Annotated in this window: 20 protein-coding genes; 16 read left to right on the plus strand and 4 right to left on the minus strand. The window is 62.5% G+C overall.

Annotation, left to right across the window (positions count from 1 at the left end):
• The first annotated feature begins 112 nt into the window (after positions 1-112).
• The 3 genes from AC5PZ0_RS17300 to AC5PZ0_RS17310 are packed head-to-tail and all read left to right on the plus strand — an operon-like array spanning position 113 to position 3,675.
• Complete coding sequence (locus AC5PZ0_RS17300) at positions 113-772, plus strand: paraquat-inducible protein A (protein ID WP_493855388.1); 660 nt, start codon at positions 113-115, stop codon at positions 770-772.
• Complete coding sequence (locus tag AC5PZ0_RS17305) at positions 759-1,382, plus strand: paraquat-inducible protein A (protein WP_099428267.1); 624 nt, start codon at positions 759-761, stop codon at positions 1,380-1,382. Before AC5PZ0_RS17300 ends, AC5PZ0_RS17305 begins: the two co-directional genes overlap by 14 nt.
• The gene (locus tag AC5PZ0_RS17310; protein WP_027594580.1) at positions 1,375-3,675 is read left to right on the plus strand and encodes a PqiB family protein; all 2,301 of its coding nucleotides are present in this window, start codon (positions 1,375-1,377) and stop codon (positions 3,673-3,675) included. Before AC5PZ0_RS17305 ends, AC5PZ0_RS17310 begins: the two co-directional genes overlap by 8 nt.
• A gap of 206 nt (positions 3,676-3,881) precedes the next feature.
• Here the strand turns inward: AC5PZ0_RS17310 and rpsT are convergent, their stop codons facing one another.
• Positions 3,882-4,160, minus strand: a complete 279-nt coding sequence (gene rpsT, locus AC5PZ0_RS17315) for a 30S ribosomal protein S20 (RefSeq protein ID WP_003247625.1) — start codon at positions 4,158-4,160, stop codon at positions 3,882-3,884.
• A 249-nt stretch (positions 4,161-4,409) separates the two neighbouring features.
• On the opposite strand from rpsT, the gene murJ reads away from it, so the two are divergent.
• From murJ to ispH, 6 genes are all read left to right on the plus strand, one after another.
• On the plus strand, positions 4,410-5,948 hold the full coding sequence (gene murJ / locus AC5PZ0_RS17320) for a murein biosynthesis integral membrane protein MurJ (protein WP_099428269.1): 1,539 nt from the start codon (positions 4,410-4,412) through the stop codon (positions 5,946-5,948).
• A 118-nt stretch (positions 5,949-6,066) separates the two neighbouring features.
• The gene (ribF, locus tag AC5PZ0_RS17325) at positions 6,067-7,017 is read left to right on the plus strand and encodes a bifunctional riboflavin kinase/FAD synthetase (protein ID WP_027594578.1); all 951 of its coding nucleotides are present in this window, start codon (positions 6,067-6,069) and stop codon (positions 7,015-7,017) included.
• Positions 7,014-9,845 (plus strand): isoleucine--tRNA ligase, encoded by a 2,832-nt coding sequence (gene ileS / locus AC5PZ0_RS17330; RefSeq protein ID WP_493855389.1) that lies wholly within the window; start codon positions 7,014-7,016, stop codon positions 9,843-9,845. The genes ribF and ileS overlap by 4 nt, the downstream gene beginning before the upstream one ends.
• On the plus strand, positions 9,838-10,353 hold the full coding sequence (lspA, locus tag AC5PZ0_RS17335) for a signal peptidase II (RefSeq protein WP_027594576.1): 516 nt from the start codon (positions 9,838-9,840) through the stop codon (positions 10,351-10,353). The genes ileS and lspA overlap by 8 nt, the downstream gene beginning before the upstream one ends.
• Positions 10,346-10,783 carry an FKBP-type peptidyl-prolyl cis-trans isomerase gene (gene fkpB / locus AC5PZ0_RS17340; protein WP_085274283.1) on the plus strand — a complete coding sequence of 146 codons (438 nt, stop codon included), beginning with the start codon at positions 10,346-10,348 and terminating at the stop codon, positions 10,781-10,783. Before lspA ends, fkpB begins: the two co-directional genes overlap by 8 nt.
• Before the next feature lie 14 nt (positions 10,784-10,797).
• A complete protein-coding gene (gene ispH, locus AC5PZ0_RS17345; protein ID WP_027594574.1) occupies positions 10,798-11,745 on the plus strand; it encodes a 4-hydroxy-3-methylbut-2-enyl diphosphate reductase in 948 nt (315 codons plus the stop codon).
• On the opposite strand, the gene AC5PZ0_RS17350 is transcribed toward ispH, so the two are convergent.
• Positions 11,746-12,228 carry a GspH/FimT family pseudopilin gene (locus AC5PZ0_RS17350; protein ID WP_186683239.1) on the minus strand — a complete coding sequence of 161 codons (483 nt, stop codon included), beginning with the start codon at positions 12,226-12,228 and terminating at the stop codon, positions 11,746-11,748.
• A gap of 109 nt (positions 12,229-12,337) precedes the next feature.
• Between AC5PZ0_RS17350 and AC5PZ0_RS17355 the strand changes: the two genes are divergently transcribed.
• Genes AC5PZ0_RS17355 through thiO form a run of 5 tightly spaced genes read left to right on the plus strand, consistent with a single transcriptional unit; the run spans position 12,338 to position 15,193 of the window.
• Positions 12,338-12,544: a prepilin-type N-terminal cleavage/methylation domain-containing protein gene (locus AC5PZ0_RS17355; protein WP_085274286.1), complete on the plus strand. Its 207-nt coding sequence runs from the start codon at positions 12,338-12,340 to the stop codon at positions 12,542-12,544.
• Positions 12,541-13,188, plus strand: coding sequence for a PilW family protein (locus AC5PZ0_RS17360; protein ID WP_493855390.1), 648 nt, complete (start codon positions 12,541-12,543; stop codon positions 13,186-13,188). Before AC5PZ0_RS17355 ends, AC5PZ0_RS17360 begins: the two co-directional genes overlap by 4 nt.
• On the plus strand, positions 13,185-13,649 hold the full coding sequence (locus AC5PZ0_RS17365; RefSeq protein WP_099428272.1) for a hypothetical protein: 465 nt from the start codon (positions 13,185-13,187) through the stop codon (positions 13,647-13,649). The genes AC5PZ0_RS17360 and AC5PZ0_RS17365 overlap by 4 nt, the downstream gene beginning before the upstream one ends.
• 1 nt (position 13,650) lies before the next feature.
• Entirely contained in the window at positions 13,651-14,040 is a 390-nt protein-coding gene (locus tag AC5PZ0_RS17370) for a type IV pilin protein (RefSeq protein ID WP_027594569.1), read from the plus strand.
• A gap of 55 nt (positions 14,041-14,095) precedes the next feature.
• Positions 14,096-15,193 carry a glycine oxidase ThiO gene (gene thiO, locus AC5PZ0_RS17375; RefSeq protein WP_493855391.1) on the plus strand — a complete coding sequence of 366 codons (1,098 nt, stop codon included), beginning with the start codon at positions 14,096-14,098 and terminating at the stop codon, positions 15,191-15,193.
• A gap of 129 nt (positions 15,194-15,322) precedes the next feature.
• Here the strand turns inward: thiO and AC5PZ0_RS17380 are convergent, their stop codons facing one another.
• A complete protein-coding gene (locus AC5PZ0_RS17380) occupies positions 15,323-15,553 on the minus strand; it encodes a PP0621 family protein (RefSeq protein WP_027594567.1) in 231 nt (76 codons plus the stop codon).
• Between the two features lie 94 nt (positions 15,554-15,647).
• Positions 15,648-16,667: an outer membrane protein assembly factor BamD gene (locus tag AC5PZ0_RS17385; protein WP_099428275.1), complete on the minus strand. Its 1,020-nt coding sequence runs from the start codon at positions 16,665-16,667 to the stop codon at positions 15,648-15,650.
• A 147-nt stretch (positions 16,668-16,814) separates the two neighbouring features.
• Here AC5PZ0_RS17385 and rluD point away from each other — a divergent pair, with 147 nt between their 5' ends.
• Entirely contained in the window at positions 16,815-17,777 is a 963-nt protein-coding gene (gene rluD, locus AC5PZ0_RS17390) for a 23S rRNA pseudouridine(1911/1915/1917) synthase RluD (RefSeq protein WP_493855392.1), read from the plus strand.
• Positions 17,774-18,514, plus strand: a complete 741-nt coding sequence (gene pgeF / locus AC5PZ0_RS17395) for a peptidoglycan editing factor PgeF (RefSeq protein ID WP_027594564.1) — start codon at positions 17,774-17,776, stop codon at positions 18,512-18,514. Before rluD ends, pgeF begins: the two co-directional genes overlap by 4 nt.
• Positions 18,515-18,525: the final 11 nt, after the last annotated feature.

Here is an 18,525-nt window from a genome sequence, read left to right on the forward strand (position 1 = left end):
CCAGGCCTAAACACCGGCGGGAACCTGCAGTTGCACACCGGTCAATAGTCGCCTCCCACATTTTGAGCCAGATCACTAGAATAGAGCCCACGCATCCATTCAGAAGCTCGATATGCCCAACCCTGTCGAACCCGAAGCACTGGCCAAATTGCCGCTGGACGAACTCGTTGCTTGCCACGAATGCGACCTGTTGATGCGCAAACCCGTGCTGCAGCATGACGAAAAGGCCCAATGCCCGCGCTGCGGCTATGAGCTTTACGCCCACCGGCACAACGTGGTCAACCGTAGCCTAGCTCTCGTGCTCACCGCCCTCTTGCTGTTCGTGCCGGCCAATTTTCTGCCGATCATGCAGCTGCACCTGCTTGGCCAGACGTCCGACGATACGGTGTGGAGTGGCGTCTTAGGCCTCTACAACTCCGAAATGCGTGGCGTGGCCGTCGTGGTTTTCCTGTGCAGCATGGCCATTCCCCTGGCAAAACTGCTGTGCCAGCTGGCGGTGCTGCTGAGTATTCGCCTGGATGTAGGGCGCAGCTATGGCCTGTTGTGCTATCGCATCTATCACCATCTGCGCGACTGGGGCATGCTCGAGGTCTACTTCATGGGCGTGCTGGTTGCGATCGTCAAACTGGTAGACCTGGCCGAGTTGACCATCGGGTTGGGCCTATTCTGCTTCATCAGTTTGTTATTGATTCAGGTGTGGCTTGAAGTGGTGATGTCACCGCATCAGATCTGGAGTGCGCTTTCCGGGGAGGATCTCCATGCGGGCGATTGATGCAGGCATCCTTGTCTGCAATGAGTGTCACGAACTGAACAGGCAGGAGGCCGACAGCGCCTCGCAGACATGCACGCGCTGTGGCGCCATCGTGCATGGCCGTCGACCCAACAGCATCGTGCGTACCTGGGCGCTGTTGATTGCGGCTTCCATTCTGTACATCCCTGCCAATCTGTTGCCGATCATGACCGTCAGCACGCTCGGCCAGGGCAGCCCCGATACCATCATGTCGGGCGTCATCACCCTGCTCAAGCACGGCATGGTGCCCATTGCGGCGGTGGTCTTCATTGCCAGTATCCTGGTGCCCACCTTCAAGCTGGTGGGCATAGGCTTGCTGTTGTACTCCGTTCAACGCCGACAGCCGCTTTCTGCGCGCCAGCGGATCCTGATGTACCGCTTCATCGAATTCATCGGACGCTGGTCCATGCTCGATATTTTCGTCATCGCCATTCTGGTGGCGGTAGTGAATTTCGGCCGAATAGCCAGTGTCGAAGCCAACCTGGGTGCTGTCGCCTTTGCCACTGTGGTGATCCTGACGATGCTCGCTGCTTTAACTTTCGATCCCCGACTGATTTGGGATAACACGGAGTCGGATGACGACCATGAGTGACCTGCCTACGGCAAAAACCCGCCCAGCCTCGAACTGGTCGGCCATCTGGATTCTGCCGCTGATTGCGTTGATGATCGGCGGTTGGTTGGCATGGCAGGCGTATCGGGATGCGGGTGTAGAAATCGAAGTTCGTTTCACCACCGGTGAAGGGATCGTCGCCAACAAGACCGAAGTTATCTACAAGGGCATGCCGGTCGGTAAGGTGACGTCCCTGGTGCTGGACGCCAAGGGTGACAACCAGGGGGTGATCGCCACCATTGAGATGAACAAGGCGGCAGAACCACACCTGACAACCGGTACGCGCTTCTGGCTGGTCAAGCCAAGCGTCAGCCTGGCGGGTATTTCTGGCCTGGAAACCTTGGTCTCGGGTAACTACATCGCCGTCAGCCCTGGCGAAGGGGAGAAGGCCAAGCGCTTTACCGCCTTGTCCACGGCGCCGCCCTTGTCCGACAGTGAGCCCGGCTTGCACCTGACGCTCAAGGCCGATCGATTGGGGTCGCTCAACCGCGACAGCCCGGTCTTCTACAAGCAGATTCAGGTCGGCCGGGTGAAGAGCTATCGGCTTTCCGATGACCAGGATACGGTCGAGGTCAAGGTATTCATCCAGCCCGCCTACGCCAGCCTGGTGCGCAAACACACGCGTTTCTGGAATGCCAGCGGCATCAGTATCGATGCCAGCCTGTCGGGCGTGAAAGTGCGCAGCGAGTCGCTCTCGAGCATCGTCGCCGGCGGTATTGCTTTCGCGACACCGGAATACCGCAAGGACAGCCCGCCAACCGACCCCAGCCTGCCGTTCCGCCTGTACGAAGACTTCGATGCTGCCCAGGCCGGCATTCGCATCAAGGTCAAGCTGAGTGACTACGAAGGCCTGCAGGCTGGTCGCACGCCGGTGATGTACAAAGGCATACAGGTCGGCTCGCTGAAAGCACTGAAGATGGAGGATAACCTCGGCAGCGCCATGGCCGAGCTCACCCTCGACCCGCTGACCGAGGACTACCTGGTCGAAGGGACACAGTTCTGGGTGGTCAAACCGTCCATCTCGCTGGCGGGTATCACGGGCCTGGAGGCTTTGGTAAAAGGTAACTACATTGCCATTCGCCCCGGCGAGAAGGGCGCCAAGCCGCTGCGTGAGTTCGAAGCTCGGCCCAAGGCGCCGCCGCTGGACCTCAAGGCACCGGGCCTGCACATGGTGCTGTTCGCCGATACCCTGGGTTCGTTGGAAGTCGGGAGCCCGGTGATGTATCGCCAGGTGAAAGTGGGTAGCGTGCAGAGCTACCAGTTCGCCCGCAACAGCAACCGCATCCTGATCGGTGTGCACATCGAGAAGGAGTACGAGAAGCTGGTCAACGGCTCGTCGCGCTTCTGGAATGTCAGTGGTATTACCCTGACCGGTGGGTTGTCGGGCATCAAGATCAAAAGTGAATCACTGCAAACGCTGATGGCGGGCGGTATCGCCTTCGACACGCCAAGGCCTGATGTGGCGCTCAAGCGTCATATTCCACGCTTCCGCCTGCATGACAGCGAGGAGGCGGTCAATCGTGCGGGTACCTTGATCACCATTCGTGTCGACCGCGCCGATGGCTTGAAGCCAGGTACACCGATCCGCTTCCGTGGCTTGGACGTTGGCAGTATTGAGAGCGTCGACCTGACCGCAGACTTGCAGGCGGTGCTGTTGCGGGCACGCATTACTGAAGCGGCGGAGCGTATTGCCCGGGTCGGCACCCAGTTCTGGGTGGTCAAGCCTGCGCTGGGCCTGGTGCGCACTGAAAACCTCGACACCTTGATTGGAGGGCAATACCTGGAAGTGCAGCCGGCGGCCAAAGACAGAGGCACGCAGCGTGATTTCATTGCCCTGGCAGATGCCCCAGAGGTGGCTGGCCCTGAGGTGGGCTTGCCGTTGACGCTCAGTGCACCGCGGCGTGGCTCGATCAAGCCGGGTGTGCCGGTGACCTACCGTGAAGTTGCAGTCGGCAAGGTGACAGGCTTCGAGCTGGGCCAGAGCGCCGACCGCGTGCTGATCCATATCCTTATCGAGCCGCGCTATGCCGCATTGGTGCGCAGCGGCAGCCGCTTCTGGAACAGCAGTGGCTTTGGTTTCGATTGGGGGCTGTTGAAGGGCGCTACGGTGCGTACCGAGTCGCTGGAGACACTGATCGATGGCGGTATTGCCTTTGCCACCCCGGATGGTGAGCAGATGGGCAACCCGGCGCGGCCGCAACAAACCTTTGCCCTGTTCGACAAGGCAGAGGATCAATGGCTGCAGTGGGCGCCGAAGATCCAGATAGCCAAGTGATGCATGCCAGGGCCGCCTAATGCGGCCCTAGCTTTGTGTAGGAGCAGCCTTGTGCTGCGAAGAGGCCGGTGCAGGCACCCTTGATGTCAGGTGCTTACACCGGCCTCTTCGCAGCACAAGGCTGCTCCTACACAAAGCCCATGCAATTAAAAATCGCAGGCAACAAAAAACCGACCCTAGGGTCGGTTTTTTGACAAGCATGTCGCTTAGGCAGCTGCAGCTTCTTTCAGCGCCTTGATGTGGCCATTCAGACGGCCTTTGTGGCGAGCAGCTTTGTTCTTGTGGATGATGCCTTTATCGGCCATACGGTCGATTACAGGCACAGCCAGAACGTAAGCGGCTTGCGCTTTTTCAGCGTCTTTTGCGTCGATGGCTTTAACTACATTCTTGATGTAGGTGCGGACCATGGAACGCAGGCTGGCGTTGTGGCTGCGACGCTTCTCAGCCTGTTTTGCACGTTTCTTGGCGGAAGGTGTGTTGGCCACCGTCGAGCTCCTCGAAAGACTTTAGGTAAATAGCAAACAAAATAGGCCGCGAATCATGCCGATCAGTCGAACGGATGTCAAGGCCACCTGCAAGGTTCCGCCGAGCGGTGCGCCAACAAGAGGGAAAGATTCCTTTCTGCTGCGCGACCTGTAAACTCGGGAATTTTTGGCTCCCCTGCGAAGGCGCGGGAGTATCGCACATTCGAACGCTGTCTGCAGCGTCCTCTGTCTCTGACGTGAATCTTTTCGATGAATCTGCTCAAATCCCTGGCCGCAGTCAGCTCAATCACCATGATTTCCAGGGTGTTGGGCTTTGTGCGCGACACCATCCTGGCGCGTGTATTTGGTGCCGGCATCGCCACTGATGCCTTTTTCATCGCGTTCAAGCTGCCCAACCTGCTGCGGCGAATTTTTGCCGAGGGGGCGTTTTCGCAAGCGTTCGTGCCGATTCTGGCCGAATACAAGACCCAGCAGGGCGAGGAAGCGACCCGTACCTTTATTGCCTATGTCAGCGGCCTGCTGACGCTGGTCCTGGCCCTGGTCACGGCCGTTGGCATCCTCGCAGCACCCTGGGTGGTGTGGGCGACAGCGCCTGGGTTCGTCGACAGCGCCGAAAAATACGCGCTTACCACCGACCTGTTGCGGGTGACCTTTCCTTATATATTGCTGATTTCGCTGTCGTCGCTGGCGGGGGCGATCCTCAATACCTGGAACCGATTCTCGGTCCCGGCGTTTACCCCGACCCTGCTGAACGTGGCGATGATCTTCTTCGCCGTGGTGCTCACGCCGTATTTCGACCCGCCAATCATGGCGTTGGCCTGGGGTGTACTGGCCGGCGGCCTGGCGCAACTGCTGTACCAGCTGCCGGCACTGAAGAAGATCGGCATGCTCGTACTGCCACGCCTGAACCTGCGCGACACCGGTGTATGGCGCGTGCTCAAGCAGATGCTGCCGGCAATCCTCGGCGTTTCGGTCAGCCAGATATCGCTGATCATCAACACCATCTTCGCCTCGTTCCTGGTGGCCGGCTCGGTGTCGTGGATGTATTACGCCGATCGCCTGATGGAGCTGCCGTCCGGCGTGCTCGGCGTGGCCCTGGGCACCATCCTGCTGCCGACGTTGGCCAAGACCTACGCCAACAAGGACCGCGAAGAATACTCGCGCATCCTCGACTGGGGCCTGCGCCTGTGCTTCCTGCTGGTGTTGCCTTGCACACTGGCCATGGCCATTCTCGCCGAGCCGCTGACTGTGGCGCTGTTCCAGTACGGCAAGTTCAGCGCGTTCGATGCGGCCATGACCCAACGTGCGTTGATGGCCTATTCTGTGGGCCTGTTGGCGATCATTCTGGTCAAGGTACTGGCACCAGGCTTCTATGCGCAGCAGAATATCCGGACACCCGTGAAGATCGCGGTGTTCACGCTGGTCTGTACTCAGCTGTTGAACCTGGTCCTGGTCGGCCCGCTTGCGCATGCTGGCCTGGCCCTGGCGATCAGCCTGGGTGCCTGCCTCAATGCCGGCCTGCTGTTCTGGAAGCTGCGCAGCCAAGGGCTGTTCGAGCCGCAAGCGGGCTGGGCACGCTTTCTGTTCAAGCTGGTATTGGCAGTTACATTGATGTCGGCGGTTTTGCTGGCGGGCATGCACGTCATGCCGGCCTGGGAGCAGGGCGGCATGCTCGAGCGCTTCGTGCGTCTCGGGGCGCTGATCCTGGCGGGCATCGTGACGTATTTCGGCTGCCTGTACCTGTGCGGCTTCCGGCCTCGGCATTTTGCCCGCAAGGCCCTGCACTGAGGCCTAGCGCACGTCAGGCGTCGGTTTTTCGCATTCCACGCCACCCCTGGGCGCTGCTGCCTGTCACCGGCGCCCGGGTGTGGTTATAATCGGCCACTTTATGAGCAAGAAGCGCGTTATGCAGCTGGTTCGAGGTCTTCACAACCTGCGCCCCGAGCACCGGGGCTGTGTCGCCACCATTGGCAACTTCGACGGGGTTCACCGCGGCCACCAGGCAATCCTGGCGCGTCTGCGCGAGCGCGGCCAAGCACTTGGCCTGCCGACCTGCGTGGTGATCTTCGAGCCACAGCCGCGCGAATACTTTGCCCCCGATACTGCCCCGGCGCGTCTGGCTCGGCTGCGCGACAAGGTCGAGCTGCTGGCCGCCGAAGGCATCGACCGCGTGCTGTGCCTGGCATTCAACCAGCGCCTGAGCAAGCTCAGCGCCGATGAGTTCGTCAAGGCCATCCTGGTCGACGGCCTGGGCGTGCGGCACCTTGAAGTGGGCGACGACTTCCGCTTTGGCTGCGACCGCGCAGGCGATTTTGCCTTCCTGGTCGAGGCTGGCGACAAGTACGGGTTCACCGTCGAAGCCGCCAACACGGTTATCCAGGATGGTTTGCGGGTCAGCAGCACCGAAGTGCGCAAGGCGTTGTCCGAAGGCGACTTCGAACTGGCCGAGCACCTGCTGGGCCGCCCGTACCGCATCACTGGCCGGGTCTTGCACGGCCAAAAACTCGCGCGCCAACTTGGCACGCCCACCGCCAACATCCAGCTCAAGCGCCGCCGCGTGCCGTTGTCCGGGGTTTACCTGGCCAGCATCGAAATCGACGGCAAGGCCTGGCCGGGTGTCGGCAATATCGGCGTGCGCCCCACCGTTGCCGGTGATGGGCGCCCGCACCTGGAGATTCATCTTCTGGATTATGCCGGCGACCTGTATGGCCGGCGTCTGACGGTGGAGTTCCACCACAAGCTGCGTGAAGAGCAGCGATTCGCCTCCCTTGAGGCGCTGAAGTCGGCGATCGACGCGGACATCGCCGCCGCACGTGCACATTGGCACGCTCAACCGCTAACGAAGAGCCTGAAATGACCGACTACAAAGCCACGCTAAACCTTCCGGACACCGCCTTCCCGATGAAGGCCGGCCTGCCTCAGCGCGAACCGCAGATTCTGCAGCGCTGGGACAGCATTGGCCTGTACCAGAAGCTGCGCGAAATTGGCAAGGATCGTCCGAAGTTCGTCCTGCACGACGGCCCGCCCTATGCCAACGGCAAGATCCACATCGGTCATGCGCTGAACAAGATCCTCAAGGACATGATCGTCCGTTCCAAGACCCTGGCGGGCTTTGACGCGCCCTACGTGCCGGGCTGGGACTGCCATGGCCTGCCGATCGAACACAAGGTAGAAGTCACCCACGGTAAGCACCTGTCCGCCGACCGCACCCGCGAGCTGTGCCGCGAGTACGCCGCCGAGCAGATCGAAGGGCAGAAGACCGAGTTCATCCGCCTGGGTGTGCTGGGCGACTGGGACAACCCTTACAAGACCATGAACTTCGCCAACGAGGCCGGTGAAATCCGTGCCCTGGCCGAGATGGTCAAGCAAGGTTTCGTGTTCAAGGGCCTCAAGCCTGTGAACTGGTGCTTCGATTGCGGTTCGGCACTGGCCGAAGCCGAAGTCGAATACGCCGACAAGAAGTCGCAGACCATCGACGTGGCCTTCCCGGTCGCCGACGCCGACAAGCTGGCCGCCGCCTTTGGCCTGGCCTCGCTGGCCAAGCCTGCCGCCATCGTGATCTGGACCACCACCCCGTGGACCATCCCTGCCAACCAGGCGCTGAACATCCACCCGGAGTTCAAGTACGCCCTGGTCGACACTGGCGAGCGCCTGCTGGTGCTGGCTGAAGAGTTGGTCGAGTCGTGCCTCAAGCGTTACAACCTGGAAGGCTCGGTGGTTGCGACCGCCCAAGGCTCGGCCCTGGAGCTGATCAACTTCCGCCACCCGTTCTACGATCGCCTGTCGCCACTCTACCTGGCTGACTACGTCGAGCTGGGCGCCGGTACTGGTGTGGTCCACTCCGCACCTGCCTACGGTGAAGACGACTTCGTCACCTGCAAGCGCTACGGCATGGTCAACGACGACATCCTCACGCCGGTGCAAAGCAACGGCGTGTATGTCGAGTCGCTGGAGTTCTTTGGCGGCCAGTTCATCTGGAAGGCCAACCCGGCCATCGTCGAGAAGCTGGGCGAAGTCGGCGCGCTGATGCACTCCGAAACCATCAGCCACAGCTACATGCACTGCTGGCGCCACAAAACCCCGCTGATCTACCGCGCCACCGCGCAGTGGTTCGTCGGCATGGACAAGCAGCCAACCACCGGCGAGCCGCTGCGTGAGCGCGCGCTCAAGGCCATCGAAGAAACCAAGTTCGTCCCGGCCTGGGGCCAGGCGCGCCTGCACTCGATGATCGCCAACCGCCCGGACTGGTGCATCTCGCGTCAGCGCAACTGGGGTGTGCCGATCCCGTTCTTCCTGCACAAGCAGACCGGCGAGCTGCACCCGCGTACCGTCGAGCTGATGGAAGCCGTGGCCAAGCGCGTCGAGCAAGAAGGCATCGAGGCCTGGTTCAAGCTGGACGCCGCCGAACTGCTCGGTGACGAAGCCGGCCAGTACGACAAGATCACCGACACCCTGGACGTGTGGTTCGACTCCGGCACCACCCACTGGCACGTGCTGCGTGGCTCGCACGACATCGGCCACGCTACCGGCCCGGTCGCCGACCTGTACCTGGAAGGCTCCGACCAGCACCGCGGCTGGTTCCACTCGTCCTTGCTGACCGGTTGCGCCATTGACAACCACGCGCCGTACCGCGAGTTGTTGACCCACGGCTTCACCGTGGACGAGAACGGCCGCAAGATGTCCAAGTCGCTGGGCAACACCATCGAGCCGGAAAAGGTCAACAACACCCTGGGTGCCGACATCCTGCGCCTGTGGGTTTCGGCCACCGACTACTCCGGTGAGATGGCGGTTTCCGAGCAGATCCTGCAGCGTAGTGCCGACGCCTACCGCCGTATCCGCAACACCGCGCGCTTCCTGCTGTCCAACCTGTCGGGCTTCGACCCGTCCCGCGACCTGCTGGCCCCAGAGGACATGCTGGCCCTGGACCGTTGGGCAGTGGACCGCACGCTGCTGCTGCAGCGCGAGCTGGAAGAGCACTACAGCGAGTACCGTTTCTGGAACGTCTACTCGAAGATCCACAACTTCTGCGTGCAGGAGCTGGGTGGCTTCTACCTCGACATCATCAAGGACCGCCAGTACACCACCGGCGCCAACAGTGTCGCGCGCCGTTCGTGCCAGTCTGCGCTGTACCACATCAGCGAAGCGCTGGTGCGCTGGATCGCGCCGATCCTGGCCTTCACCGCCGACGAAATCTGGCAGTACCTGCCGGGCGAGCGCAACGAGTCGGTGATGCTCAACGGCTGGTACCAGGGCCTGAGCGAGCTGCCGGAAGGCACCGAGCTGGACCGTGCCTATTGGGACCGCGTCATGGCGGTCAAGGCATCGGTCAACAAGGAGCTGGAAAATCAGCGTACCGCCAAGGTCATCGGTGGCAACCTGCAAGCCGAAGTTACCCTGTACGCCGAAGAAGGCCTGAGCGCCGACCTGAGCAAGCTGGGCGACGAACTGCGCTTCGTGCTGATCACCTCAGCTGCCAGCGTGGTGCCGTTCGTGCAGGCACCGGCTGATGCCGTGGCGACCGACGTCGAAGGCCTCAAGTTGAAAGTGGTCAAGTCTGGCCACGCCAAGTGCGGCCGCTGCTGGCACTTCCGCGCCGACGTTGGCAGCCACCCGGAGCACCCGGAAATCTGCAGCCGTTGTGTCGACAACCTGAGCGGTTCGGGCGAGGTGCGCCACTATGCCTAACCCTGTTGCGGGGCGCTTCGGGCGCCTTGCCTGGCTCTGGCTGAGCCTGGTGGTCCTGGTCCTTGACCAGGTCACCAAGGTCTATTTCGAAGGCAAGTTGAGCCTGTACCAGCAGATCGTGGTCATTCCTGACTACTTCAGCTGGACCTTGGCCTACAACACCGGCGCGGCGTTCAGCTTCCTCGCCGACAGCTCCGGCTGGCAGCGTTGGCTGTTCGCCCTGATCGCCCTGGTGGTCAGTGCGGTGCTGGTGGTCTGGCTCAAGCGCCTGGGGCGCAGCGAGACCTGGCTGGCCGTCGCCTTGGCATTGGTGCTGGGTGGTGCGCTGGGTAACCTGTATGACCGCATCGTGCTTGGCCACGTGGTCGACTTCATCCTGGTGCACTGGCAGAACCGCCATTATTTCCCGGCCTTCAACCTGGCCGACAGTGCCATCACCGTTGGTGCGGTGATGCTGGCGCTGGATATGTTCAAGAGCAAGAAGTCCGAGGAGCCTGTCCATGACTGACACCCGTATTGGCCAGAACACCGAAGTCACCTTGCACTTCGCCCTGCACCTTGAAAACGGCGACACGGTCGACAGCACGTTCGACAAGTCGCCCGCCATGTTCAAGGTCGGTGACGGCAACCTGCTGCCCGGTTTCGAAGCCGCGCTGTTCGGCTTCAAGGCCGGCGACAAGCGCACCGTCACCGTGGCCCCGGAGAACGCCTTCGGCCAACCGAACCCGCAGAATGTGCAAGTGATGCCGCGCTCGCAGTTCACCGACATGGAGTTGTCCGAAGGCCTGCTGGTGATCTTCAACGACGCCGCCAACGCCGAGCTGCCGGGCGTGGTCAAAGCCTTCGATGACGCGCAGGTGACCATCGACTTCAACCACCCACTGGCTGGCAAGACCCTGAGCTTCGAGGTGGAGATCCTCGATGTGAAGGCCTTGTAAGCCTGGAGCCGAGCATGCAAATCAAACTCGCCAACCCTCGCGGCTTTTGCGCGGGGGTCGACCGGGCGATCGAGATCGTCAACCGTGCCCTGGAAGTCTTCGGCCCGCCGATTTACGTACGCCACGAAGTGGTGCACAACAAGTTCGTGGTCGAAGACCTGCGCAACCGCGGTGCCATCTTCGTCGAAGAGCTGGAGCAGGTGCCTGACGACGTCATCGTCATCTTCAGCGCCCATGGCGTTTCCCAGGCCGTGCGCCAGGAAGCGGCCGGGCGTGGCCTGAAGGTGTTCGATGCCACGTGCCCCCTGGTCACCAAGGTGCACATCGAGGTGGCCAAGTACAGCCGCGACGGCCGTGAGTGCATTCTCATCGGCCACGCCGGGCACCCGGAAGTGGAGGGCACCATGGGGCAGTATGACGCCAGCAACGGCGGCGCCATCTACCTCGTCGAAGACGAGGAGGATGTTGCCAAGCTGCAGGTGCGCGACCCGGACCACCTGGCCTTCGTGACCCAGACCACGCTGTCGATGGATGACACCAGCCGTGTCATCGATGCCCTGCGTGCGCGCTTCCCGAACATCGGTGGCCCGCGCAAGGATGACATCTGCTACGCCACCCAGAACCGCCAGGATGCAGTCAAGCAACTGGCCGACGAATGTGACGTGGTACTGGTGGTCGGCAGCCCGAACAGCTCCAACTCCAACCGCCTGCGTGAGCTGGCCGAGCGCATGGGCACCCCGGCCTACCTGATCGATGGTGCCGAGGACCTGCAGCGCAGCTGGTTTGGCGACGCCGCCCGCATCGGCATCACGGCGGGTGCTTCTGCCCCAGAGGTGCTGGTGCGTGGTGTGATCGAGCAGCTCAAGGCGTGGGGCGCTTCTGGCGCCGAAGAGCTCGATGGGCGTGAAGAGAACATCACGTTCTCGATGCCCAAAGAGCTGCGGGTTCGTTCGCTGATCTGATCAAGAGCGTGCGCACAGAGAGCCCCGCTCGGGCTCCCCTGTGCGCACGCTGATTCTGCCGCTGGTCGACAGCACGACGTGATGCTGGCCGGTGGGGGAGGCGCGCTCGCAGATCTCCAGTGTTGAATTGCTACGCCCCAGCGGAACACCTACTGCACTGAACCTCACCTGCCCCGGGGTGTTGTGGGCAATTCTCAGCGGCCGCGACAAGCGGTGTTCACGCAGCACCTGCTGATTGTGTTCAAGCACCACACGCCAACCCTTACCCCAATCGCCCTCCATCGGCTGCACCCGCACTGTCTGGCCTTGCAGCAAGGCGTGGCTGCGCGCGCTGCGCAGTGCCTGGGCCAAGTCCCGCGCTGCGGCTGCGCTATGTAAGTCATCAGAAAGCCCGGTGTAGGCCGGCATCCCCAGCTGTGTCAGAACGGCCGCCATGGCCAGCGCCAACATCATTTGTATCAGTGTTGCACCCTGTTGCCGCACCGTGCATTTCTCCCTGGACGTGCTTCGCTTCAGCTTCAACGTCGCAGGGCAATTGATCCAGTCGCCCAGTGATTAAACAGCTGCAGGAAAAGTCGCAGGGGGCGCAGGGATGCGAACGATGGAAGGGGGCATGACGCTTCTCGAGGTACTGCTGGCCATGGTGGTCGTGGCAGTGGGCCTGTTTGCCGCTGCTGCGCTGCAGGTGCGCGCACTGCAGGCAACCGACAGCGCACGGCACGACGCGCAGGCCGCCTTGTTGAAACACACGCAGCTAGAGCGGAGCAGGGCAGCTGATGCGCGGAAGGTGCAGCGGTGAAGCGCGCACAAGGCGGCTTCAGCCTGCTTGAAGGGGTACTGGCGCTCGCCATCGGTTTGGGGCTGCTGGCAGCGGCTAGCCAGCTGTTCGTGTCTGCCCATCAAACCTGGCGGCTGCAAGGTATGGCCGCACGCCTGCAGGATGATGCCCGGCTGGCCTTGCAGCGCATGGCCCAGGATATTCGCATGGCCGGCATGTTCGGTTGCCTGCGCTTGCAGCCCGGCGATTTCAACGACCCGGAAGCACTTCAGGCGTTCGCCCGACCGCTGCACGTGAGCCCCACTAGCCTGAGCCTGGTGGTCGCCGAGCTGCCAGGGCATAGCGGTGCTCCAGGTTGGACGCTGCTGACCAACTGCACCGACGAGGCCCACGTGTACAAGGGCCGAGCTGAAAGCCGCGGTCAGCTATTGGCGTTCCCTATCAGCCGGCACGTGTATGCGCTGGAGGACGGTACGTTGAAGTTCCGGCGACGAGGCACTCCGCAACCGCTGGTCGACCATGTGCGCCAGATGCGCGTGGCATTCGTCGAAACACCGCAGGGCGGGCGGGTAGATGTGCACCTGACCCTGTACGAGCCCACCCTGCGCATCGAACAGCAGCATGCGCTGAGTGTGGCGCTGCGTAACCCGGTGCCCGAACTGTGAAGCGCCAACGCGGCGTGGTGTTGCTGTTGGCGCTGGTGCTGAGCTTGCTGCTTGGTCTGATCGCGGCCTCGGCGCTGCGAGATGCGCTGGTTGAAACACGCATGGCCGGCTACTGGCGTGATGGGCTCAAGGCACTTGAGGAAGCCGAACAGACACTGCTGCTGGCTGTTGACCAGCTAAAGCTGGTTACGCCCCCGCTGTGCAAGCCCTGCCAGCCGCCACAACGCCCGCACGACTTGCAAGGCAGCTGGCAGCGCATCGAAAGCGGCTATTTTCAGGTGCAAAACCTTGGCACAAGCGACCGCGTCGCCCACTTGCCCGAGGGCCAACAGGCCACCTTGTTCAGGGTGACTGCCGTCAGCCGACAGGTCGAGTCGCGCCATGTACTTGAAGCGGTGTATGCCCTGTCAGGTGATGAGGTGCGGCGCATCCTCTGGCGACAACGATTGGGGGAACCTTGACATGCAGCAAGGCCTGACCCTGATCGAATTGTTGATTGTCGTGGCCGTGACCGGCATTCTGGCAGCCATTGCCTACCCCAGTTACAGCGACCAGCTTCGGCGAGCCGCACGCAGTGAAGTGGTTGGCCTGCTGCATGACGCTGCCTTGCGCCTGGAGCGCCACCGCGTGCGCACGGGCCAATACGCCGAAGGCGAGCTGGCCTTGCCCACTGCCAACCGTCATTACAGCCTGCAGGCCCAGCGCAGCAGCGATACCTTTACGCTGAGCGCAAGGCGGCTGCCGAATGGCCTGATGGCCGATGACCGCTGTGGTGATTTTCAGCTCGACCAAAGCGGCGTGCAGAGCAACCCGGGCAGCCTGGAAGGCCGCGAGCGATGCTGGGGAAGCTGAAGAATGAATGATGCCCGGCGCATCGCGGTTTTACTTCAGGTGTTTGGATCGACAGATGAGCAAGCAAGTAGTGGTGGTCGGCGGCGGGGTTATCGGCCTGCTGACGGCATTCAACCTGGCGGCGAGCGTCGGGCAGGTCGTGGTCTGCGATCAGGGGGAGGTCGGCCGCGAGTCGTCCTGGGCCGGCGGCGGTATCGTCTCGCCGCTGTACCCATGGCGCTACAGCCCGGCGGTAACCGCTTTGGCGCATTGGTCCCAGGATTTTTATCCACAACTGGGCGAGCACCTGTTCGCTACCACGGGCATTGATCCTCAGGTGCATTCCACCGGGTTGTATTGGTTGGACCTGGATGATGAAGCCGAGGCATTGGCCTGGGCCGAGCGCGAGCGACGCCCGCTCAGTGCTGTGGATATCTCGGCGGCCTATGACGCCGTACCGGTGCTGGGCCCTGGCTTCAAGCGCGCCATCTACATGGCGGGTGTGGCCAACGTGCGTAATCCACGCTTGGTGAAGTCGCTCAAGGCGGCATTGCTGGCGCTACCGAACGTGAGCTTGCGTGAGCACTGCCAGGTGACAGGCTTCCGGCATGAGGGTGAGCGCGTTACCGGTGTGCAGACGGCGGACGGCGTGATCGATGCCGATGAAGTGGTACTGAGCGCAGGCGCCTGGAGCGGCGACCTGCTGCGCACGCTGGGCCTGGAACTGCCGGTAGAGCCGGTGAAGGGCCAGATGATCCTGTTCAAGTGTGCCGAAGACTTCTTGCCAAGCATGGTGTTGGCCAAGGGGCGCTACGCCATTCCGCGCCGTGACGGGCATATTCTGGTGGGCAGCACGCTGGAGCATGCTGGTTACGACAAAACCCCGACCGAGCAGGCGCTGGAAAGCCTCAAGGCTTCGGCGGTCGAGTTGCTGCCGGAACTGGCAGAGGCCACGGTGGTGGGGCATTGGGCAGGGCTGCGGCCGGGGTCGCCGGAAGGTATCCCGTATATCGGGCCGGTGCCTGGGCATGATGGGTTGTGGCTCAATTGCGGGCATTACCGCAATGGGCTGGTGCTGGCGCCCGCGTCTTGCCAGCTGTTCGTCGATTTGCTGACCGGAGCTGAGCCGATCATCGACCCGGCGCCGTATGCGCCGGTAGGGCGCTTGGGCTGAGAGTGCCGGGCCCGCTTTGCGGGCCTTTCGCTGGCAAGCCAGCTCCCACAGGTGCCGCGCTGGCCTTGAGCGCTGCGCAGTCCCTGTGGGAGCCGGCTTGCCGGCGATGGGGCCTATGGGGTTTGAGGCTTATCCCTGCCGCCCAGGCCCCTGCTCAAGGTGCGCCTGGCTGCAATACCACTCCTTGCCCAGCTGCAACGCCCGGTCATTGGGCAGGTGCACGCCACAATGGGCGCAGCGCACCATTTTCAGCGGGTCGTCGAGTTTGGGCTCAGGGTGGGATTGCTGGCTGATCTTGAACTTGCGCCACAGCCAGAACGCGGCGGCGATCAGGGCGATCCAGAAAAGTAGGCGAACCATGGTGTCCAGCTTGTCGAATGAAGAAGCCGACAGTCTAGGACGCAGCCAATAAAAAAGGGAGGCCCAAGGCCTCCCTTTCTTGTGTTGCGATCAATCAGTCGAACAGACCAAAGGTCATGTAGCTGAACCACGAGCGGTCCTGCTCGGCTTCTTTCGGGCCGGGCGGCAGAATCACGTCGCCGTTTTCGTCTTTCGGCAACAGTTCTTGCGGCATCTCGGAGCGCGCGTCCTGGAACTGCTTGACCACGTCCTGGTTGGCGCGGGTTTCGCCCGGCGGCAGCGGGGCGTCGGTTTCGATCAGGCCCAGGGTCGCCTTGGACAACCAGCCACGGCCGTCAGACTCGGTCTGCTTGGGCTGGAACTCGCCATCGACCAGGCTCGGGTGGTCAGGGTAGTTGAGCTTGAGGGTTTCCAGGCTGGTGGCAGCCAGTTCGTCCAGGTGCATCTTCTGGTACGCCTCGACCATGATTGCCAGGCCGTCACCGACCGATGGCGTTTCCTGGAAGTTCTCGACCACGTAGCGGCCACGGTTGGCGGCAGCCACATACGCCTGGCGGCCCAGGTAGTAGTCGGCCACGTGGATCTCGTAGGAGGCCAGCAGGTTGCGCAGGTAGATCATGCGCTGCTTGGCGTCCGGCGCGTAGCGGCTGTTCGGGAAGCGGCTGGTCAGCTGGGCGAATTCGTTGTACGAGTCACGGGCGGCACCTGGGTCACGCTTGGTCATGTCCAGCGGCAGGAAGCGCGCCAGCAGGCCACGGTCCTGGTCGAACGACGTCAGGCCCTTGAGGTAGTAGGCGTAGTCGACGTTCGGGTGCTGCGGGTGCAGGCGGATGAAACGCTCGGCGGCGGACTTGGCGGCCTCCGGCTCGGTGTTCTTGTAGTTGGCGTAGATCAGTTCGAGCTGCGCCTGGTCGGCGTAACGGCCGAACGGGTAACGCGACTCCAGGGCCTTGAGCTTGTTCACGGCGCTGGTGTAGCTGGAATTGTCCAGGTCAGCCTGGGCCTGCTGGTACAGCTCGGCTTCGCTGAGGTTCTCGTCAATGACTTCCTTGTTAGAGGAACAGGCCGCGGTAAGCCCGAGGATGGCGATCAGCAGCAGGTGTTTCACTTGCATGGCGGCTTGCGTCCCTTTGACGGCCGCTGTCTTGGGCGGTGCCGTCCTGTTATGATGAGCGCCCCGGCCAACCCCGGGACAAAAGAAGCCGTATTTAACCACAAGCTCGCAGCCGAAACCAAAGGCTGTGCGCCCGCCGAATCGAGCATGTCCGAGATCATTCAACTTAGCGCAGAGGTACCGTCCAATCTGGGCGGTCAACGCCTCGACCAGGTCGCCGCCCAATTGTTCGCCGAGTACTCGCGTTCGCGGCTTACTACGTGGATCAAAGAGGGCCGCCTGACGGTCGATGGTGTCGTCGTGCGCCCTCGAGACACCGTCTATGGTGGCTCTTTGCTTGCCCTACAGGCCGAACAAGAGGCCCAGGGCGAGTGGATCGCAGAAGACATCGAGCTGGATATCGTCTACGAAGACGACCATATCATGGTGATCAACAAGCCTGCCGGGCTGGTTGTGCACCCGGCCGCGGGCCATGCCAGCGGTACCCTGCTCAATGCCTTGCTGCACCACGTGCCAGACATCATCAACGTGCCGCGCGCCGGTATCGTCCACCGTCTGGACAAGGACACCACCGGTCTGATGGTGGTGGCCAAGACCCTGCAGGCGCAGACCCGGCTGGTCGAGCAAATGCAAAGCCGCAAGGTCAGCCGCATCTATGAGTGCATCGTGATTGGTGTGGTGACCTCCGGCGGCAAGATCGACGCCCCGATCGGTCGCCACGGCGGCATGCGCCAGCGCATGGCGGTAACCGACGGCGGCAAGCCGGCGGTCAGCCACTACCGTGTGCTCAAGCGCTTCCGCTCCCACACTCACGTGCGGGTCAAGCTGGAAACCGGCCGGACCCACCAGATCCGTGTGCACATGGCCCATGTGGGCTTCCCACTGGTCGGCGACCAGACGTACGGTGGGCGCTTCCGCATTCCGCCGGCTGCCAGCCCAACCATGGTCGAGGCGGTCAAGACCTTCCCGCGTCAGGCGCTGCATGCGCGTTTCCTCGCGCTGGCCCACCCGATTACCGGTGAAATCATGAAGTGGGAATCGCCGTTGCCGGATGATTTCCTCTGGTTGCTGACACTGCTGAACGAAGACCGCGAGAGCTTTATCGGATGAACGGTCTGACGCAGGCGCTGCTGTTTCCTGACTGGCCGGCCCCGGCCTCGGTTCGCGCTTGTGTCACTACGCGTCAGGGCGGCGTCAGCCTGCCGCCCTATGAAGCGTTCAACCTGGGTGATCACGTGGGTGATGACCCAGTCGCAGTCGCCGAAAACCGCCGCCGTCTGAGCGATGAATTTGCTATCCAGCCTGCCTGGCTCAAACAAGTGCATGGCTTGGTGGTGGCGGATGCCGACCCGGCCGTGGTGGCCGAGGCCGACGCCAGCTGGACTGATCAGCCCGGTATCGCCTGCACCGTAATGACTGCCGATTGCCTGCCCGCACTGTTCTGTGACCGTGCGGGTACCCGCGTGGCAGCAGCCCATGCTGGCTGGCGCGGGTTGGCGGGCGGGGTACTGGAAGCGACCCTCGACCGTTTGGCCCTGCCGCCTGAAGACGTGCTGGTGTGGCTGGGCCCGGCCATTGGCCCGCAGGCCTTCGAAGTGGGGCTGGAAGTGCGCGATGCCTTTACTGCCGTGCACCCGGAGGCTGCCAAGGCCTTTGTCGACGGCGAGCGGCCGGGCAAGCTGATGGCCGACATCTATGCGCTGGCGCGTATTCGCCTGGCGGCGCGTGGCGTGACAGCGGTGTATGGCGGTGGTTTCTGCACGGTCAGCGACTCACGGTTCTTCTCGTATCGCCGCACGCCCCAAGGTGGGCGGTTTGCCTCGTTGGTCTGGCTAGCCCCTCGCTGACGTATCACGCC

The organism is Pseudomonas sp. 5.2 (assembly GCF_059025405.1).